Genomic DNA, 16,943 nt, shown 5'->3' on the forward strand with positions numbered 1-16,943 from the left:
GACGCCGCAGATCAAAAATGTGGGAGCGGGCTTGCTCGCGAAGGCGGTAGATCAGTCAGCAGATATGTGACTGACAGACCGCTTTCGCGAGCAAGCCCGCTCCCACATTGGGTTTGCGGTGTTTCTGCAAGGGGGGCTATTTGGGATACAGCGGCGGCAAGCTGGTGCTATCCCCTGCAGGGTCCTGCTCGCGCTCCGCCATCGGAATCGCCTTCACCGCCCGCCACAATTCCTCTCCCTGCCAATACTGCCCACTCTCGCTGTACAGCGCGCCGTTCAACCCATCCAGCGCATCCGACAACGGCACAAACCGCGCCGCCATATCCGCCAGGGTCTCCGGCTGCTGTCGCGCCCAGGCATCCAGCGCCTGACGCGTAGCCTGCGGGTCATTCGCCTGGCTCGCCCGCTTGAGGTCGTCCAGCAAGGTACGCGGGCTCGGGCCGGTTTGCGCCGCACGCAAAATCGCCGGCTGCCAGCGTGCACGCCACCACAAACCGAAGCCCAGCAGGGTGGTGCAGGCCAGGATCAGGCTGGTCAGTTGCCAGATCCACAGGCTGTCGTTGTCCGGCGCGGTGATCACGGTCGGGCTGGCCGGCGTGTCCACGATCAGGCTCGGGTTGGTCGCCACCTGCAGGGTGCGCGCCGGCAGGCTGGTGCGTTCCAGATGGTCTTCGTGGGTGTTCCACCACACCACGTCCACCGCCGGCAGTTCAAGCGCGCCAACGCGGTTGGGCACCAGCGCTTCGCGGTCTTCACGGCTGCCGATCAGGCCACGGTCGTTGTTCTGGTTGCTCAGCACCGGCTGGTCCGGGTAGCGGCGCAGGCCGGGGATGTCGCTCAGTGCCAGCGGTGGCAGTTGCGCGCCGGCCAGGCCTTCGGCTTTCAAGGTCAGGCTGCGGGTCAGGGAGTCGCCCACCTGTACGTGATCGGGCTCGGGGTTCCAGCTTTCCGTGAGGGTCAGGCTGCGGGCCGGCAGCCAGGGAGCGTCGGCCGGGTACATTGCCGGCTTGGCCTTGACCGTCAACGACAGCTCCGGCGAACTGACGTGAATCAGCTTGCCGGGCTTGGAACCCTGGGGGTTGTTGTCCTGGGCGGGCCGTGGCTCTACCAGGGTGGCGCTGAACGTCTGCGTCGGAATGGTCAGCGTGCCGCTGTGCTGCGGGTAGATGGCATAGCGGGTTTCGATCACACCGTGGCGGATGCCGTTGATGACTTTCTCGTAGGTGCGCGACTCGCCCAACTGCTCGATGCGCGTATCGGCGACCTGCAACGGCGTGAGGCTGCTGTCGTCATACAGCGACACCGAGTGGTAGACGCGCACGGTCAGCAACGCCTGGGCCTGGACGTAGACGCTGTCCTGGTCGAGGTTGGTTTCGATGAACACAGGAGCCAGTTGGGCCTCGGTGTTCTGGCTGACGGTTTCCACCACTTGCAGGGTGATCGGCTGGGTCTTGAGTTCGCCGATCTGCAACGGTGGAATCACCACGGTGCCGTTCTCCTTGGGCAGCAGGGTGATGATCCAGCGGGTGGTGGCGTGGTTGTCGCCGCCCAGGGTGGTGAGCTGGTTGATCTGGCGTGTGCCGCTCACTTCAAACAGAGGGTCCAGCGGCGCCAGGTCCGGTTTGCCGAACAGCGTGACGTCGTTGGATTCCACCGTCAGTTCCACCGTCTCCCCGGAATTGATGCGGCTGCGGTCGACACTGGCCACCAGGCCGGCGGCCTGGGCCTGGCTGGCCCACAACGCGAGGGTGAGAAGAAGGGCGGTGCAGCGGTTCATCGAGTCTTGTCCTGATGTTGTTGCTGTTCGTACCAGAATTTGCGTCGCAGCAACTCGCCGGGGTTGTCCGGGATCTGCCGCAGCCATTGTTCCAGGGCCTGGCGCTGCTCGCCTTCAAGCGTGCCGTCGACCGGGCGCAGGGGCGGGGTGGTGGTTTGTTCATCACCCAACTCGCTGCCGGGTACCTCGTTGCTGCCGGCGTGGGGCGTGGCTCCGGTTTGCGTGTCGGTCGCGCCGGGCTGGCCCTGGCCTTGGGACGTCTGCTCGCCACCGGTGGCGGTCTGGCTGCTGGCGCCCGGTTGCGCAGTCTGGCCGGGTTGGGTGGTTTCGTCATCCTCGTTTTTTGCAGGCTTGGCCGGCTCGGTTTTTTCCGGTTCCTGTTGCATCAGGCTTTCCACCAGCGCCTTGTTCTTCAGCGCCGGCTGCAAATCTGGCTGGGCTTCGAGGGCTTGTTCGTAGGCATCGATCGCCGCTTCCAGCTCGCCGCTTTTGGCCAGGGCATTGCCTCGATTGTAGTGGGAGTAGGCGTCGCTGCCTTCGGCAAACCGCTTGGCGGCTTCGGCATAGTTGCCCGCTTCATACAGTGCGACGCCTTGCCATTGCGGGTCTTCGAAATGTTCGGCTGCTTCGGCCGGGCGTTTTTTCTTCAGCAGCAGTTGGCCCTGTTGGTCGGGGCGCAGCCACAGGTCCTGGAAGTCGAAGGCATAGCTGGGCTGCGGCGCGCCCAACAGCAGCAACGGCAGGAAGAACAGCCAGCCACGGCGCCCGGCGCAGGCGGCCAGCAGCAATAGCGGTAAGAGCAGCCAGTAACCCTGGTCGGCCCAGGTGTCGAGGTGCAGCAGTTGGCCGTCATTGCGCAGGCTTTGCGGGCCGTCCAGCATCCCGAGGTGGCGCAGGTCCTTGTCGTCCAGGCGTGCCTGGCGGTAGAGGCCGCCCATTTCGCTGGCGAAGGCCTTGAGGGTCGGGCTGTCGAGACGCGGTACGAGGATTGCGCCTTGGGCGTCCTTGAGGAATTCGCCGCTTTCCTGGGTCACCGGCGTGCCTTCACGGCTGCCGATGCCTAGGATCGACAAGCTCGGCGCCTGGTTGCTTTGCAACTGCAGGCGGATCCCCTGGCGTTCCTGCTTGGACAGCGACGAGCCGATCAGCAGCAGCCGACCCTGGCCGAGGCCGCCATGCTTGAGCAGGCTCAGGGCCTTCTCCACGGCCAGGTCGGCGCGGTGGCCGGGCTCGGGCATGATCGAGGGGCGCAGGGCTTCCAGCAGGTTATGGCTGGTGGCCAGGTCGTCCGAGAGTGGCACCAGCGTATGGGCGCTGCCGGCGTAGACCACGATGGCGGTCTGCGCATCGCTGCGCGCCTGAAGCAGGTCGAACAGCTTGCGCCGTGCCTGTTCGAGGCGGCTGGGCGGGCTGTCGGTGGCGAGCATTTCCGGGGTCAGTTCCAGCAGCACCACCAGCGGGTCGGCGGGCTTCTGGCTGGACTGTTCGACGCGTTCCCAGCTCGGGCCCAGCAACGCCAGCACGGCCAGCAGCCAGGCGATGCCGAGCACCACCCATGGCGACTTGCTTTCGCGGCCACTGCCGCCGCTGAGCAGCGCGGCATGGAACGCCGGCGGCAGAATCATCTGCCAGCGCCCGGCGCGTTTCTGGCGGTGCCACAACTGCCACAGCAACCAGCCGAGCAGCGGCAGCAGCAACAGCCACCAGGGACGGAACCAGTGCGGCCACAGGGCGATCATCGACGCCTCCGCAAGCGCAGGCGTTTGAGGCGTTCACGCCATTCAGGATTGGGTTGCAGGAAACGGCCCTTGCTTGAGAGTTTGTTGAACAGGCGTTGCAGGGCGTTATCCGGCCAGCGTTCCTGGATCACCAGCAGCATGCTGAGGATCAGCGCCAACGCCAGCGGCGCGCTGTACAGCGCCTGGGCGGGGCGGGCCTGGGTGGGTTGCTGGGCCACGGGTTCGAGCTGGTCGAGGGTTTCCTTGATCTTCAGCAGTTCGTTGCCGTCGCGGGCGCGGAAGTAGCGGCCGCCGGTGGCCTCGGCGATGGCCTTGAGGGCCGGTTCGTCGAGGTCGAGGCTCGGGTTGACGCCGAGGATGCCCAGGGAGCCGGTTTGCTCGGGGTCTGCGCCGATGCCGATCGGGTAGATTTTCACGCCTTCTTCGGCGGCCAGGCGGGCGGCGGTCAGCGGGTCGATTTCGCCGGCATTGTTGGCGCCGTCGGTGACCAGGATCAGCACTCGGCTTTGCGCCGGACGCTGGCGCAGGCGCTTGAGGGCCAGGCCGATGGCGTCGCCAATCGCGGTGTTTTTACCGGCGATGCCAATCCGTGCCTCATCCAGCCAGGTGCGCACGGTGCGCCGGTCAAAGGTCAGCGGCGCTTGCAGATAGGCCTGGCTGCCGAACAGGATTAATCCCACGCGATCACCTTCGCGGCCCTCCAGGAAATCTCCCAGCAGGTGCTTGACCAGGCTCAGGCGGCTGACGTCTTCGTCTTGCCATTGCATGTCGGGGAAGTCCATCGAGCCGGAAACGTCCACCGCCACCAGCAAGTCGCGGCCGCTGGCTGCAATCGGCAAGGGTTCGCCCAACCATTCCGGGCGGGCGGCGGCGGTCAACAGCAGCAGCCACAGGAACACAAACGGTGCTTGCTGGCGCCATCCCGGCAGGTTGACCCGCGCGCGGCGGCGGGCCAGGCCTTCGAGGTCGCTGAGGAAGCTGACTTTCAGCGCCGGTTCGCCGCTGTCGGCCACCGGCAGGATAATCCGCAGCAACCACGGCAATGGCAACAGGGCAAAGATCCACGGCCAGGCGAACTCAAACATGTTTGCGAATCCAGGTATCGACGGCCTGGGTCAGACCGGCGATGGCCTTGTCGTCGAGTTTGCATTCGGGCTTGTAGGCGCCTTCCACCAGCACCATCCAGCGGGTCAGGCCGGCAGCGGGGCAACGGTTGTCGAGGAACGCCAGCCACTTGCGGCCGTTGAGGGTGTGGCTCTGGCTGTAGGGGTAGTCGTTGCGGCACAGGCGCTTGAGCAGGCCGTTGAGTTGTTGCAGCCAGGCACCGGCCGGTGCGCCGTCGTAGGGTTTGGGCATCAGCGCCAGTTCGGCGAGGGCGGCGATGCGCAGCGGGTCCAGGGGTTGTTCGGCACGGGCCAATGGGCGCTTGGCTGGCAGGAAACGGCGCAGCCACCACAGGCCCCAGCCCGCCAACGGGATGATCAGCAGCAACAGCCACCAACCCGGCGCCGGCGGCCAGAAGCCGATCACCGGCGGGGCGATCAGGGGTTGCAGTTGGTCGAGGCTGCTCATTGCTTTTTAACCGGACGTTGCGGGTTCAGGTATTCGCGCAGTTGCTCGACCATTTCACCCTGGGTACTCAAGGGCATCAACAGCACCCGCAGCTTTTGCGCGAGCAGTTCCCAGCGTGCGCTGCGGGCTTCGGCCTGGGCCTTGTAGGCCTGGCGCAGATCAAAATTCAGAGTGTCCAGTTCCAGCTGTGCGCCGCGCTCGGCGAAGCGCAGCAGGCCGGCGGCGGGCAGGGCGTGGTCCAGCGGGTCGGACACCGGCAACAGCAGCAGGTCGCAATGCCGCGACAACAGGCTCAGCTGTTGCTCGGCGCCTTCGGTCAGGGCGCGCTCGTCACAGATCACAATCACCAGGCTGCCAGGGCGCAATACTTCCCGGGCTCGGCGCAAGGCCATGCCGAGGGCGTCGGCTTCGGGGCGGCGTTCGGTGTTGAGGCTCTGGTTGACCCGTACCAACCGGTTGAGCAATTGCAGCAGGCTTTGCTTGCTGCGCCGGGGTTTGATTTCGTAGTGCTCGCTGTCACCGAACACCAGCCCGCCGACCCGGTCGTTATGGCCCAGTGCCGCCCAGCCAATCAGGCTCGCGGCCTGGGCCGCCAGTACCGACTTGAACATCTGCCCCGAGCCGAAAAACAGCCGGCAGCTTTGCTCCACCATGATGAAGATCGGCCGTTCGCGCTCTTCATGAAACAGCTTGGTGTGGGGCTCCTGGGTGCGTGCAGTGACGCGCCAGTCGATGGTGCGCACATCGTCGCCGGCCTGATACACCCGCACCTGGTCGAAGTCGACCCCGCGCCCGCGCAGTTTCGAGTGGTGCAGGCCGATCAGCGGGCTGCGCTGGCTCGGCGTGGAAAACAGCTGCACTTCCCGCACGCGATGGCGCATCTCGATCAATTCGCTCAGGGTGACACGGGTTCCATCGCCAGCGTTCATGGACGTCAAGCGACGGCAACGACGTCGAGAATGCGTTGCACCACGCGGTCCTGGTCGATGCCGGCCGCTTCGGCCTCGAACGACAGAATGATGCGGTGGCGCAGCACGTCGAACAGCACCGCCTGGATGTCTTCCGGGCTGACGAAATCGCGGCCGGCCAGCCAGGCGTGGGCCCGGGCGCAGCGGTCCAGGGCAATCGAGCCACGAGGGCTGGCGCCATAGGCAATCCATTCGGCCATTTCCGGATCGAACTTGGCCGGGGTGCGAGTGGCCATGACCAGTTGCACCAGGTATTCCTCCACCGCATCGGCCATGTACAGGCCGAGGATTTCCTTGCGCGCGGCGAAGATCGCCTGCTGGCTGACGCGCCGCTCGGGCTTGGTTTCACCGTTGAGGGCTTCGCCACGGGCCTGCTGCAGGATGCGGCGCTCGACGGCGGCATCGGGGAAGCCGATTTTCACGTGCATCAGGAAACGGTCGAGCTGGGCTTCGGGCAGCGGGTAGGTGCCTTCCTGCTCGATCGGGTTTTGCGTGGCCATCACCAGGAACAATGGCGACAACTCGTAAGTGCTGCGCCCCACGCTGACCTGGCGCTCGGCCATGGCTTCGAGCAATGCCGACTGCACCTTGGCCGGGGCACGGTTGATTTCGTCCGCCAGCACCAGGTTGTGGAAGATCGGGCCTTGCTGGAACACGAAACTGCCGGTTTCCGGGCGATAGATCTCGGTGCCGGTGATGTCGGCGGGCAGCAGGTCGGGGGTGAACTGGATGCGATGGAACTGGGCCTCGATCCCTTCGGCAAGCTCCTTGATGGCCTTGGTCTTGGCCAGCCCGGGAGCGCCTTCAACCAGCATGTGGCCATCGGCGAGCAGGGCAATGAGCAAGCGCTCGATGAGTTTTTCCTGGCCGAGAATCTGCGTTGAAAGAAAGGTTCGCAGCGCAAGCAGCGCTTCACGATGTTCCATCGATGACGGTTCCTGGAGAGGTGAGACTGGGCATTGCGAAAAATGCCAGGCCTGGGGGCGTTACTTTAATGCATCGGAGGGGGTGGAGACTAACGGCGCGGGGGGTATTTTTCGGGAAATGTGGGAAATGTCTGAGGTTTTTTCCGATAGGCGCCTGCCTTTGTGGCGAGGGAGCTTGCTCCCGCTGGGTTGCGCAGCAGCCCCAACAAGGCTGCCGAGTTTTTCCAGGCAGAACGCAGTTGGCTGGATTGGGGCCGCTTCGCAGCCCAGCGGGAGCAAGCTCCCTCGCCACATTGTGCGGATTTGGCAACTAGGCCCGGATATAGGTTCCGGTGCCCTTGAGAATGTTCTGCAGGGTTTCTTCCACTTCGGCCAGATCCGACTCGGCGGTGCCGTGGGTGATTGCCAATTGATCGTGGCCGCCCAATGCATCGGCATCCGCCGCGCCAATCTCCACCAACAGTGTCGTGGCACTCAGGGTGATCTTCAGCCCGTCCAGGGTCGACGGCTCGTAATCCCAGGTGACTTCCACCTCGTCCTCGTCCGGATAACGGGTCACCATGAACATCTCGCCCTTGTCGCCGTGGCAGCAGAGCATGGCCATGTTGTCTTCTTCGTCATCGCACGGGTTGACGATCAGGTGGGCGGTGGTGAGTTGCAATGGCATGGTTAATCCTGTCTGGGGGAGGGCGAAGCAGGGCAATTGTGCCATTGCGGCGAATTTTGTGCTGCATCGTGTGTCAGACCTTGTGGCATGACCTGGCGGGCAATATCAGTCATTTCCGGTACTCGGCGCCTTGGGATTTCTCTGAAAACACCCGGTTGCCCAAGTCGCAACCCGCCGGCAGCGTGCCGATGACCGAATATGTCGCAGCGTCGCAAGCAGCTTGCTTCCTACACTCGTTAAGCTGCGCAACGGATGTGCCTCGCCAGGAGTCTGACCTGCCCGTCGTACCGTCACCTGGCAAGGTGCGCATCTTATGGAAGTTGAATGTGACCTCATTGTCTTGTCCAGCTTCACCCACCTGTCACTCTGAATTCGTTACTGTAGACCGCGAACAGAGCTGACGGACTCCCCGCAAGGGGATAACACGCGACGCTTCCATCAATAACAAGCCCAAGCGGAGTACCACAGATGGCGTTCTTCACCGCAGCCAGCAAAGCCGACTTCCAGCACCAACTGCAAGCGGCACTGGCGCAGCACATCAGTGAACAGGCACTGCCACAAGTGGCGCTGTTCGCTGAACAATTCTTCGGCATCATTTCCCTGGATGAACTGACCCAGCGTCGCTTGTCCGACCTGGCCGGTTGCACCCTGTCTGCCTGGCGCCTGCTTGAGCGCTTTGATCACAACCAACCGCAAGTGCGGGTCTACAACCCCGATTACGAACGTCATGGCTGGCAATCGACCCACACTGCGGTCGAAGTGCTGCACCACGACCTGCCATTCCTGGTGGACTCGGTGCGTACCGAGCTGAACCGCCGTGGCTACAGCATCCACACCCTGCAAACCACCGTACTCAGCGTGCGTCGTGGCAAGAAGGGCGAATTGCTGGAAATCCTGCCCAAAGGCACCCAGGGCGAAGACGTTCAGCAAGAATCGCTGATGTACCTGGAAATCGACCGTTGCGCCAACGCCGCCGAGCTGAGTGTCCTGAGCAAGGAACTTGAGCAGGTACTGGGCGAAGTGCGCGTTGCCGTCGCCGATTTCGAACCGATGAAAGCCAAGGTCCAGGAACTGCTGGCCGGTATCGACGCCAGCCCGTACGTGATCGACGGCGAAGAAAAAGCCGAGATCAAGAGCTTCCTGGAATGGCTGGTGGGCAACCACTTCACCTTCCTCGGCTATGAAGAGTTTGTGGTACGTGACGAGGCGGACGGCGGTCATATCGAATATGACGCCAACTCGTTCCTCGGTCTGACCAAACTGCTGCGCCCGGGCCTGACGGCCGACGAGCTGCGCATCGAAGACTACGCGGTGAACTACCTGCGTGAGCCGGCCGTGCTGTCGTTCGCCAAGGCTGCACACCCAAGCCGCGTGCACCGCCCGGCCTACCCGGACTACGTGTCGATCCGCCAGATCGACGCCGACGGCAAGGTCATCAAGGAATGCCGCTTCATGGGCCTCTACACCTCCTCGGTGTACGGCGAAAGCGTGCGGGTGATTCCTTACATCCGTCGCAAGGTGACGGAAATCGAGCGTCGCTCGGGCTTCCAGGCCAAGGCGCACTTGGGCAAGGAACTGGCCCAGGTGGTCGAGGTGCTGCCCCGTGATGACCTGTTCCAGACCCCGGTGGACGAGCTGTTCAGCACCGTGATGTCGATCGTGCAGATCCAGGAACGCAACAAGATCCGCGTGTTTCTGCGCAAGGACCCGTACGGCCGTTTCTGCTACTGCCTGGCCTACGTGCCGCGCGACATCTATTCCACCGAGGTGCGCCAGAAGATCCAGCAAGTGCTGATGGATCGCCTGAAAGCCTCGGACTGCGAGTTCTGGACGTTCTTCTCCGAGTCCGTACTGGCTCGCGTGCAGTTGATCCTGCGGGTAGACCCGAAGAACCGCCTGGACATCGACCCGCTGCAACTGGAAAAAGAAGTGGTGCAGGCCTGCCGCAGCTGGCAGGACGACTACTCCAGCCTGGTGGTGGAAAGCTTCGGCGAAGCCCACGGCACCAACGTGCTGGCTGATTTCCCGAAAGGTTTCCCGGCCGGCTACCGTGAGCGTTTCGCCGCGCATTCGGCCGTGGTCGACATGCAGCACTTGCTCAGCCTGACCGAAGCCAACCCGCTGGTGATGAGCTTCTACCAGCCGCTGGGCCAGGTTTCCGGCCAGCGCGAGCTGCATTGCAAGCTGTATCACGCCGATACGCCGCTGGCGCTGTCCGATGTGCTGCCGATCCTGGAAAACCTTGGCCTGCGTGTCCTGGGTGAATTCCCGTACCGCCTGCGTCATGCCAATGGCCGCGAGTTCTGGATTCACGATTTCGCGTTCATCGCCGCCGAAGGCGTGAACCTCGATATCCAGCAATTGAACGACACCCTGCAGGACGCGTTCGTGCATATCGTGCACGGCGATGCCGAAAACGATGCGTTCAACCGCCTGGTGCTGACGGCCGGCCTGCCATGGCGCGACGTGGCGCTGCTGCGTGCCTACGCCCGTTACCTGAAGCAGATTCGCCTGGGCTTCGACCTGGGTTACATCGCCAGCACCCTGAACAACCACACCGACATCGCCCGCGAGTTGACCCGGTTGTTCAAGACCCGTTTCTACCTGGCGCGCAAGCTCACCGCCGAAGACCTCGAAGACAAGCAGCAACGCCTGGAACAAGCGATCCTCACGGCCCTGGACGACGTTCAGGTGCTCAACGAAGACCGCATCCTGCGTCGCTACCTGGACCTGATCAAGGCCACCCTGCGGACCAACTTCTACCAGGCTGACGCCAACGGCCAGAACAAGTCGTACTTCAGCTTCAAGTTCAACCCGCACGCGATTCCTGAGCTGCCCAAGCCGGTGCCGAAGTTTGAAATCTTCGTCTACTCGCCTCGGGTTGAAGGCGTGCACCTGCGCTTTGGCAACGTCGCTCGCGGCGGCCTGCGTTGGTCCGACCGTGAAGAAGACTTCCGCACTGAAGTGCTGGGCCTGGTAAAAGCCCAGCAAGTGAAGAACTCGGTGATCGTGCCGGTGGGCGCCAAGGGCGGTTTCCTGCCGCGTCGCCTGCCGTTGGGCGGCAGCCGGGACGAGATCGCGGCCGAGGGCATCGCCTGCTACCGCATCTTCATTTCGGGCTTGCTGGACATTACCGACAACCTGAAAGACGGCGCCCTGGTGCCACCGTTGAACGTGGTGCGCCACGACAACGATGACCCGTACCTGGTAGTAGCAGCGGACAAGGGCACTGCGACCTTCTCCGACATCGCCAACGGCATCGCCATCGACTACGGCTTCTGGCTGGGTGATGCGTTCGCTTCCGGTGGTTCTGCCGGTTACGACCACAAGAAAATGGGCATCACCGCCAAGGGCGCGTGGGTGGGGGTGCAGCGTCACTTCCGTGAGCGCGGCATCAACGTCCAGCAAGACAGCATCACCGTGGTGGGCGTGGGCGACATGGCCGGCGACGTGTTCGGCAACGGCCTGTTGATGTCAGACAAGCTGCAACTGGTCGCGGCCTTCAACCACCTGCACATCTTCATCGATCCAAACCCGAACCCGGCCAACAGCTTCGCTGAACGTCAGCGCCTGTTCGACCTGCCGCGCTCGGCCTGGACCGACTACGACACCAGCATCATGTCCGAAGGCGGCGGTATCTTCTCGCGCAGCGCGAAGAGCATTGCCATCTCGCCACAGATGAAAGAACGCTTCGACATCCAGGCCGACAAGCTGACCCCGACCGAACTGCTGAATGCCTTGCTCAAGGCACCGGTGGACCTGTTGTGGAACGGCGGTATCGGTACTTACGTCAAGGCCAGCACCGAGAGCCACGCCGATGTGGGCGACAAGGCCAACGACGCCCTGCGCGTCAATGGCAACGAGCTGCGCTGCAAGGTGGTGGGCGAGGGCGGTAACCTCGGCATGACGCAGCTGGGTCGTGTGGAATTCGGCCTCAATGGCGGCGGTTCCAACACCGACTTCATCGACAACGCCGGTGGTGTGGACTGCTCCGACCACGAAGTGAACATCAAGATCCTGCTCAACGAAGTGGTGCAGGCCGGTGACATGACCGACAAGCAGCGCAACCAGTTGCTGGCGAGCATGACCGACGAAGTCGGCAGCCTGGTGTTGGGCAACAACTACAAGCAAACCCAGGCCCTGTCCCTGGCTGCCCGCAAAGCCTTCGAGCGCGTGGCCGAGTACAAGCGCCTGATGAGCGATCTGGAAGGCCGTGGCAAGCTGGACCGCGCCATCGAGTACCTGCCGACCGAGGAGCAGCTCAACGAGCGCGCCGCTGCGGGCAAGGGCCTGACCCGTCCGGAGCTGTCGGTACTGATCTCCTACAGCAAGATCGACCTCAAGGAAGCGTTGCTCAAATCCCTGGTGCCGGATGACGACTACCTGACCCGTGACATGGAGACCGCTTTCCCGCCGAGCCTGGTGGCGAAGTTCTCCGAAGCCATGCGTCGCCACCGTCTGAAGCGCGAGATCGTCAGCACCCAGATCGCCAACGACCTGGTCAACCACATGGGCATCACCTTCGTTCAGCGACTCAAAGAGTCCACCGGCATGAGCCCGGCGAACGTGGCGGGCGCCTACGTGATCGTGCGAGACATCTTCCACCTCCCGCACTGGTTCCGTCAGATCGAAGCCCTGGACCACCAGGTCTCGGCCGACGTGCAACTGGAGCTGATGGACGAGCTGATGCGCCTGGGCCGCCGTGCCACGCGCTGGTTCCTGCGCAGCCGTCGCAACGAACAGGATGCCGGGCGTGATGTTGCGCACTTCGGTCCGCACCTTGCCGCGCTGGGCCTCAAGCTCGACGAACTGCTGGAAGGCCCGACCCGCGAAGGTTGGCAGAACCGTTACCAGGCTTATGTCGAAGCCGGTGTGCCGGAGTTGTTGGCGCGCATGGTTGCAGGCACTACCCACCTGTACACCCTGCTGCCGATCATCGAAGCCGCCGACGTGACAGGCCAGAGTGCGGCAGACGTCGCGAAGGCTTACTTCGCCGTCGGCAGCGCCCTGGACTTGCCGTGGTACCTGCAGCAGATCAGCAGCCTGCCCGTGGGCAACAACTGGCAGGCCCAGGCCCGCGAAGCCTTCCGCGATGACGTGGATTGGCAGCAACGGGCGATCACCATTTCCGTACTGCAAATGGCCGATGCGCCAGAAGACATGGAAGCCCGCGTGGCCCTGTGGCTTGAGCAGCACCAGGACATGGCTGATCGCTGGCGCACCATGATGGTGGAGATTCGTGCTGCAGTCGGCACGGACTACGCCATGTACGCGGTGGCCAACCGTGAGTTGCTGGACCTGGCGATGAGCGGTCAATCGGTGCTGTAACTGGCTTGATTGAGCGGTAAAACCAAAAGCCCGGTATCGAAAGATATCGGGCTTTTTTGCATTTGATTATCGGCGTGTTATCTCAACTTGTGGCGAGGGAGCTTGCTCCCGTTGGGCTGCGCAGCAGTCCCGTTTTTGGGGCCGCTGCGCGTCCCAGCGGGAGCAAGCTCCCTCGCCACAGGTTAAAACAGTGTGATCAATTGCTGCGTAGTAGCTTGGCTTCCAGATGATCCAGATGCCGGGTCATCAAGTTGACGGCTTTGCCGGCATCGCCATGCTCCACCGCATCCACAATCGCCCTATGTTCCTGCCATGCGCAATACGTGCAAGCCTTGGCCTCAAACTGCGCAATCGCCAATGAGGTCAGCGGCACCAGGCTGTTGAGAAACTGTGCCAGCGGCGCGTTGCCCGCAATTGCCGCCAATTGCAGGTGAAATTCCCCGGAAAGGCGAATCGCCGGGCCACGTTCGTCACGCTCGATGCAGTCGCGCTCCCGTGCGATCAACTCCCGCAGTTGGCGGATCTGCGCCGGTTTCGCCTGGGCACACGCCAACTGCACCACGGTGATTTCCGTCAGGCGCCTTGCCTCGAGAATCTGCTGGGTCTGTTGTGCATCCGGTGCCGCCACCTGGGCGCGGTGGTTGGGCCGCAGGATGATCACTTGCTGGTGCGACAGCCGCGCCAGCACCCGGCGAATCACGCTGCGGCTGACGCCAAAACTTTGCCCGAGGCTCTCCTCGGTAAAACGGCTGGCGGGGGCGATGCGTTGCTCGAGAATGGCGTCGAACAGTGCCGGGTAGATGTCGTCCACCGAGAGTTTCGGCTTGCCCACCAGGCGCAACGGCGTAAAGGGGAAAGGGGTGTGCAGGGCGTGAGCGGTCATGCGCGGTCTCCTGGAAGTCAGCTACCCAGATGGTCGTCCGGGATGTTCAAGCGAATGCCCATGCGCAAGCCTTCCTGCAGGATATGCCGGCGCATTTCGGCGCTGGCCAGGGCGCTGTTCTTGTTGCGGATCGCCTGCACCACGGCGTCGTTTTCCTGCAAGCGTTCCGCCAGGTGTTCGGGGGAGTTGCGCAGTACCTGGGCGCTTTGCTTGAGGGCGTTGCTGGTTTGTTGCACCACGTTCTGGAAGATCGGGTTGGAGGTCAGGGCGAACAGTTCTTCGTGGAACGCGATGTAGGCGTTCATCCCGGCTTCGCTGTCGCCGGCGTCGAGGGCTTCGCGCATGTCCATCAGGGTCAGGCGCAGTTGCCCGACTTCCTTGCTGCTGATGGATTGCGCCACTAAACCTACGATAAAGGGCTCGAGGGTGTAGCGCAGTTGCAGGATGTCTTCGAGGCTGGCGTCGGCCACGCCGCTGTCCTGGGCCTGGGATTCGTTGAGGGTGGTTTCCAGCACCACCACGCCCTTGCCGGGCATGGAGCGCACCAGGCCGAGGGTTTCCAGCACGATCACCGCTTCGCGCAGGCTCGGGCGGCTGATGCCCATTTGCTCGGCCAGTTCACGCTGGCCGGGCAGCATCTCGCCGCGCCGCCACTGACCCCTCGCCAGGGCGGCGCGCAGTTTTTCTACCACTGAATTGACGACGGTTGACGAGGTGATCACGTGTGGCTCCCTTTAAATTGGACTGTCTGCTTTGTGTGGCGAGGGAGCTTGCTCCCGCTGGACTGCGCAGCAGGCCCATTTTTTGGGGCCGCTTCGCGCCCCAGCGGGAGCAAGCTCCCTCGCCACAGGGGGTGAGTCTGTCTCATCAGAACTCTTGGTGGGCGGGCAGCACCGGTTTCTTGGCCTGGAAGGCATACCCTTGTTGACCGTCCAGCACCTTGTTGGCGCGCTGGATATCGATGTCTTTTTCCCAGCGGGCGATGGCCACGGTGGCGACGCAGTTGCCGATCAGGTTGGTCAGCGCCCGGCCAATGCCCATGAACCAGTCCACCGCCAGCACCAGCACCAGGCCCACCACCGGAATCGCCGGGATTGCGGTGAGTGTCGCCGCCAGAATCACCAGTGCCGAACCCGGAATCCCGTGGGCGCCCTTGGAGGTGATCAGCGACACCAGCAGGATGGTCAGCAGGTCGGTCATCGACAGCGGTGTGCCGGTGGCATTGGCGATAAACACGATGGCCAGGGTCAGGTAGATGGAGAAACCATCGAGGTTGAATGAATACCCCGTCGGAATCACCAGGCCCACGGTGGAGCTGCCAATGCCAAGGTGTTCCAGTTTACGCATGATCTGTGGCAACACGGCATCGGAGGACGCGGTGCCCATCACGATCAACAGTTCTTCCCGCAGGTACTTGAGCAGCGGCATCATCCGCAGGCCCGACAGGCGCATCACCAGCCCCAGAATCACCGCGACGAACAGGAAGCACGTAAGGTAGAACAGGCCCACCAGGCTGCCCAGGTGTTGCAGGGAATCCAGGCCGTAGGTGCTGGTGGTGAAGGCGATGGCGCCGAACACGCCGATGGGCGCCAGGCGCACGATCATGCCCATGATGCGGAAGATCACGTGGCTCAGCTCGTTGATCAACCGAGAGATGCCGGAAGCGGCTTCGCCCACCAGGTTCAGCGCGCTGCCGAACAACACGGAAAACAACAGCACTTGCAGCACGTTGTTGTCCGCGAAGGCGCCGATCACCGAGTTGGGGATCAGGTCCATCAGGAACTGGCTGGTGCCCTTGATGTGTTGGCCGCGGTCTGCCAGTTCATTCAGGCCGGCAGACGACAGTTGCTCCAGGTGGATATTGGCGCCGGTGCCGATCCCGGTGCTGAAGGCCATGATCAGGCCGATCACCAGGGCCACGGTGGTCAGTGCTTCGAAGTAGATCACCGACTTGAGGCCGATGCGCCCGACTTTCTTCAAGTCGCCGGCACCGGAAATACCGCTGACCACCACGCAGAATACGATCAGGCCAATCAGCATTTTGATCAGCTTGATGAAGCCGTCACCCAGGGGTTTGAGTTGCGAGGAGAATTCAGGGAGGGCGAGGCCGCAGATTATGCCGATCACCAGGCCAATCACGACTTGCAGGAAAATCGAACGCGAGCACCATCTGAGCATGGGAAGGATCTCTATTCGGTGCCCTGGTGGGTCCAGGGCTTAATTGTTGTGGTCTGACCGGTATGTCCAGTGCGGGGCCAGTCTACGCTCGGTTTTTTTCAAGTCGCAAGTAAATATTACGCGGATGGCAGGTCCCGGTCTGACCAGTTGGTCCGCAAGGTTCGTACTTGAGCGGTTGGCGGCCCGGAATTTTTTTCGCTTATCATCCCGGGCTTGGTTCACAGGGTGAGTTATGGATATTCCAGGATTGATCACGGACGCGGCGGGCGTCACCAGCTGTACGTGGCGCACGGCGGCGCCGGAGTACCCGGATTACCACGACCACGAATGGGGCGTGCCGGTGGCCGATGACATTGCGCTGTACGAGAAGATTTGCCTGGAAGGTTTTCAGGCGGGCATGGCGTGGATCACCATCCTGCGCAAGCGCGAGGCGTTTCGGCGGGCGTTCGAGGGCTTTGATTTTCGCCGGGTGGCGCAGTACACCGAGCAGGACATCGAGCGATTGATGGCCGACCCGGGCATCGTGCGCAATCGCGCCAAGATCGTGTCCACCATCAACAACGCCCGGCGCGCCTGTGAGCTGGTGGATGAGACCGGTTCGCTGGCGGCGTGGCTGTGGTCGTTTGAACCGGCCGCCGATGAGCGCCCGGCGGTGGTGGACATGGCGTACTGGACGGCCAACCCCACGTCAGCCGCGTCAACACGTTTGTCCAAGGCCCTGAAGAAACGTGGCTGGAGCTATGTGGGCCCGACCACGATGTATGCGTTCATGCAGGCGATGGGCATGGTCAACGACCACCTTGAAGGCTGTACCTGCCGGTCTCGAATCGAACACCTGCGCCACCACTTCAAACGACCCTGAGCCACTGACTGTGCGCGGTTAAAACTGTGGGAGCTGGCTTGCC

12 protein-coding genes are annotated in these 16,943 nt (G+C 63.0%); 2 read left to right on the top strand and 10 right to left on the bottom strand.

Going from position 1 to position 16,943, the window contains the following annotated elements:
• Window positions 1-136: 136 nt before the first annotated feature.
• The 7 genes from HX817_RS17075 to HX817_RS17105 all read right to left on the bottom strand — a co-directional run bounded on the left by HX817_RS17075 (window position 137) and on the right by HX817_RS17105 (window position 7,649).
• Window positions 137-1,777 carry a BatD family protein gene (locus HX817_RS17075; RefSeq protein WP_177029349.1) on the bottom strand — a complete coding sequence of 547 codons (1,641 nt, stop codon included), beginning with the start codon at window positions 1,775-1,777 and terminating at the stop codon, window positions 137-139.
• Window positions 1,774-3,516, bottom strand: coding sequence for a tetratricopeptide repeat protein (locus HX817_RS17080; protein WP_177040640.1), 1,743 nt, complete (start codon window positions 3,514-3,516; stop codon window positions 1,774-1,776). Before HX817_RS17080 ends, HX817_RS17075 begins: the two co-directional genes overlap by 4 nt.
• Window positions 3,513-4,601, bottom strand: a complete 1,089-nt coding sequence (locus HX817_RS17085; protein WP_087694057.1) for a VWA domain-containing protein — start codon at window positions 4,599-4,601, stop codon at window positions 3,513-3,515. Before HX817_RS17085 ends, HX817_RS17080 begins: the two co-directional genes overlap by 4 nt.
• The gene (locus HX817_RS17090) at window positions 4,594-5,088 is read right to left on the bottom strand and encodes a DUF4381 domain-containing protein (protein WP_003218539.1); all 495 of its coding nucleotides are present in this window, start codon (window positions 5,086-5,088) and stop codon (window positions 4,594-4,596) included. Before HX817_RS17090 ends, HX817_RS17085 begins: the two co-directional genes overlap by 8 nt.
• Window positions 5,085-6,017, bottom strand: coding sequence for a DUF58 domain-containing protein (locus HX817_RS17095; protein WP_003218540.1), 933 nt, complete (start codon window positions 6,015-6,017; stop codon window positions 5,085-5,087). Before HX817_RS17095 ends, HX817_RS17090 begins: the two co-directional genes overlap by 4 nt.
• A gap of 5 nt (window positions 6,018-6,022) precedes the next feature.
• Window positions 6,023-6,982, bottom strand: a complete 960-nt coding sequence (locus HX817_RS17100; RefSeq protein WP_003218556.1) for a MoxR family ATPase — start codon at window positions 6,980-6,982, stop codon at window positions 6,023-6,025.
• A 310-nt stretch (window positions 6,983-7,292) separates the two neighbouring features.
• Window positions 7,293-7,649, bottom strand: coding sequence for a hypothetical protein (locus HX817_RS17105; RefSeq protein ID WP_003212949.1), 357 nt, complete (start codon window positions 7,647-7,649; stop codon window positions 7,293-7,295).
• Between the two features lie 468 nt (window positions 7,650-8,117).
• Here HX817_RS17105 and HX817_RS17110 point away from each other — a divergent pair, with 468 nt between their 5' ends.
• A complete protein-coding gene (locus tag HX817_RS17110) occupies window positions 8,118-12,977 on the top strand; it encodes an NAD-glutamate dehydrogenase (protein ID WP_003212956.1) in 4,860 nt (1,619 codons plus the stop codon).
• Window positions 12,978-13,173: 196 nt separating this feature from the next.
• Here the strand turns inward: HX817_RS17110 and HX817_RS17115 are convergent, their stop codons facing one another.
• The 3 genes from HX817_RS17115 to HX817_RS17125 form a co-directional block, all read right to left on the bottom strand.
• Window positions 13,174-13,860, bottom strand: coding sequence for a GntR family transcriptional regulator (locus HX817_RS17115; protein ID WP_102369279.1), 687 nt, complete (start codon window positions 13,858-13,860; stop codon window positions 13,174-13,176).
• Between the two features lie 17 nt (window positions 13,861-13,877).
• Window positions 13,878-14,582 carry a FadR/GntR family transcriptional regulator gene (locus HX817_RS17120; protein WP_177040641.1) on the bottom strand — a complete coding sequence of 235 codons (705 nt, stop codon included), beginning with the start codon at window positions 14,580-14,582 and terminating at the stop codon, window positions 13,878-13,880.
• A 145-nt stretch (window positions 14,583-14,727) separates the two neighbouring features.
• A complete protein-coding gene (locus HX817_RS17125) occupies window positions 14,728-16,038 on the bottom strand; it encodes a C4-dicarboxylate transporter DctA (protein WP_008433031.1) in 1,311 nt (436 codons plus the stop codon).
• A gap of 232 nt (window positions 16,039-16,270) precedes the next feature.
• On the opposite strand from HX817_RS17125, the gene HX817_RS17130 reads away from it, so the two are divergent.
• Complete coding sequence (locus HX817_RS17130; protein ID WP_032899088.1) at window positions 16,271-16,900, top strand: DNA-3-methyladenine glycosylase I; 630 nt, start codon at window positions 16,271-16,273, stop codon at window positions 16,898-16,900.
• Window positions 16,901-16,943: the final 43 nt, after the last annotated feature.

The organism is Pseudomonas sp. C6002 (genome assembly GCF_013385805.1).
GTDB lineage: Bacteria > Pseudomonadota > Gammaproteobacteria > Pseudomonadales > Pseudomonadaceae > Aquipseudomonas.